We start from the raw sequence: 2,311 nt of genomic DNA, 5'->3' as shown, positions 1-2,311 counted from the left end.
ATCCACTTTTTCAGGCGATTATGAAAGTGATGAACGTGTTGAACACCCTAAACCAGAAGCAAACCTGACTTCACGAATGCTTTTGAGTAGTTTCGTAAATTTTATCTGGTTCGTCTGCCTATTTTTTTCTAGAGTCCCTTGACTTTTCAATCAAGTGTCTATATTGTATTAAGTGTACTACATCAACTAATACACTATAGACACTTAAACGTGAAGAAAGGTGTTTAACCATGAAAAAAGAAAAAAAACCAATCAATTTAAAGTGGATGGTGCTGGCTGTTGCGTTAGCATGTACATTTTTTTTCGTTCTCGTTTTCATTGGTTTTGAAGTTCAAAAAGATTTTATTCCAAATTCGGTCCCTTTAATGCAAGGACATGATCAAGCGATAGGACTGCAAAAGCATGAATGAGAAAAGAGGGAGCCATCATGATTCAAATAGATCCAAGAAGCGCTGCACCAATATATGAACAAATCATTGAGCAGTTAAAAATTTTGTGCTTAAAAGGCGTGATGAAACCAGGTGACAAACTGCCCTCTGTGAGAGAGCTTGCCACCATTATTATTGCGAATCCAAACACCGTCAGCAAAGCGTATAAAGAGCTTGAACGGGAAGGAATTATTGAAACATTAAGAGGCCGTGGAACGTATGTGACAGAAGGTGCACAGTTAAAGCTGAATGAAGGGAAGGTGTTAGAGATGAAGGAGCAATTGAGGCAACTCATTATTGAAGCTCATTATGCCGGTATTGATATTCATCAACTCAAAGAGTGGCTGGAGGAGATCGGCTCAAGTCTAAAAGGAGGAAAACAAGTTGATTGAGGTCAGAAATGTATCAAAGAAATTAAATGGACGCGAAGTACTCAGCAACGTTTCCTTCAAGATAGGCGAAGGAGAGATCTTTGGTCTGCTTGGCCGGAATGGCTCTGGTAAAACAACACTTCTTCGCTTGATTCAGCAAATCCTTCTTCCAGATGAAGGAGAGATTTATTTTAAAGATGTACTTGTAAAAGACCACCCGTTAGTAAAGCAAAATATTGTGTATATGCCAGTCGTAAATCCCTACTTTGACCGGTACAATTATGGACAGCTTGTGAAGCTGTTAAAACAACTGTATCCAAAGTTTGACGTGACATATGCCAATGAGCTTGTGAACCGGTATGAGATTCCGGAAAAAGTGAAATACCGTGAATTGTCGACAGGTTTAAAGAAACAGCTGTCTCTCATTTTAAGTTTTGCCATCAAACCAGCAGTCATTTTGTTAGATGAGCCGACAGACGGGATTGATGCAGTCACAAGAAATGACGTTCTTCAGCTGATGATTGACGAGGTGGCAGAACGACAAACAACGATTTTAATTACATCTCACCGTTTAGAGGATATTGAGCGTATGTGTAACCGAATCGGGTTTTTGGAAGGAAATCAGCTCACAAGTGTTATGGATTTAGATGAATTAAAGAATGACTACGTTAAAATCCAGATGGCATTTGAAGAGGATATGAACTTAAGTATTAGAAAAAAAGGCGTTGCCATTTTAGATCAAGCAGGTGTGTTCTATACAGCACTTGTACTCAAAACAGATGAAGAAGCAAAAGAGTATTTGAAATCGCTTGAACCAAAAGTCTGGCATGAACTGCCTGTAAATTTAGAAGAAGTATTCATTGCAAAGTTTGGAGGGAAACGCAGATGGTAAAGCGGCAATTGTTATATAAGGAATGGAAGCAGTCTGAGCTGACATTCATTTTAGTGATGCTTGTTGCGGTCTTTGCGACGCCATTATCCTTTTTAATGGGATACTCATCCTTTCAAACTTGTTTAAACGATCCGACTTGTACACCACTCGATAATTACTTTTATTATGATTTCGGTTCTGATATGTTTATCACCTTTTCATGGACGATGAGTTTAATTTTTGCAATTACCCAGTTGGGTTTTGAAAGAAATAAAGGGCAAATTGATTTTACTTTATCTTTGCCGTTTAGCAGAACGACCATTTATCACACAAAGTTTTTCCTAGGTGCCGGAATTATCACGCTTGTTCATATATTGTCATATGTCTTTACTTATATACTCATTTTATGCATTCAACCACAATATACGATTGCGTTTAACAGTGGTTATTTGATTGCACTTGTGTCCACCTTAATGTTTTATAGTTTGTGTCTTGCAGCAGGTGCTTTAACAGGAAGCGCAATTAGTCAAGCCATTGTTACATTCAGTACATCAATTTTACCTTATTTATTAATTTGGCTACCGATGTTTCATTTAGACTATTTATTAAAAACGGATAGAAGTTGGGTTGATATCAGTTAT

4 protein-coding genes are annotated in these 2,311 nt (G+C 37.6%); all 4 read left to right on the top strand.

All coding sequences use genetic code 11. From position 1 onward, the window contains the following. Positions 1 to 230 precede the first annotated feature (230 nt). Positions 231 to 410 carry a hypothetical protein gene (locus V7L95_RS01815; RefSeq protein ID WP_008342991.1) on the top strand — a complete coding sequence of 60 codons (180 nt, stop codon included), beginning with the start codon at positions 231 to 233 and terminating at the stop codon, positions 408 to 410. 17 nt (positions 411 to 427) lie between these two features. Next, positions 428 to 820 (top strand): GntR family transcriptional regulator, encoded by a 393-nt coding sequence (locus tag V7L95_RS01810; protein WP_019743690.1) that lies wholly within the window; start codon positions 428 to 430, stop codon positions 818 to 820. Beyond that, positions 813 to 1,691 carry an ABC transporter ATP-binding protein gene (locus V7L95_RS01805; protein ID WP_007501894.1) on the top strand — a complete coding sequence of 293 codons (879 nt, stop codon included), beginning with the start codon at positions 813 to 815 and terminating at the stop codon, positions 1,689 to 1,691. Before V7L95_RS01810 ends, V7L95_RS01805 begins: the two co-directional genes overlap by 8 nt. Next, on the top strand, positions 1,685 to 2,311 hold a 627-nt coding region (locus V7L95_RS01800), incomplete at its 3' end, for an ABC-2 transporter permease (protein ID WP_340967872.1). The genes V7L95_RS01805 and V7L95_RS01800, both read left to right, overlap by 7 nt.

Source organism: Bacillus sp. PPSBB_11, assembly GCF_038023285.1.
Taxonomy (GTDB): Bacteria; Bacillota; Bacilli; order Bacillales; family Bacillaceae; genus Bacillus; species Bacillus altitudinis.
This window is presented reverse-complemented; position numbering and strand designations above follow the sequence as displayed.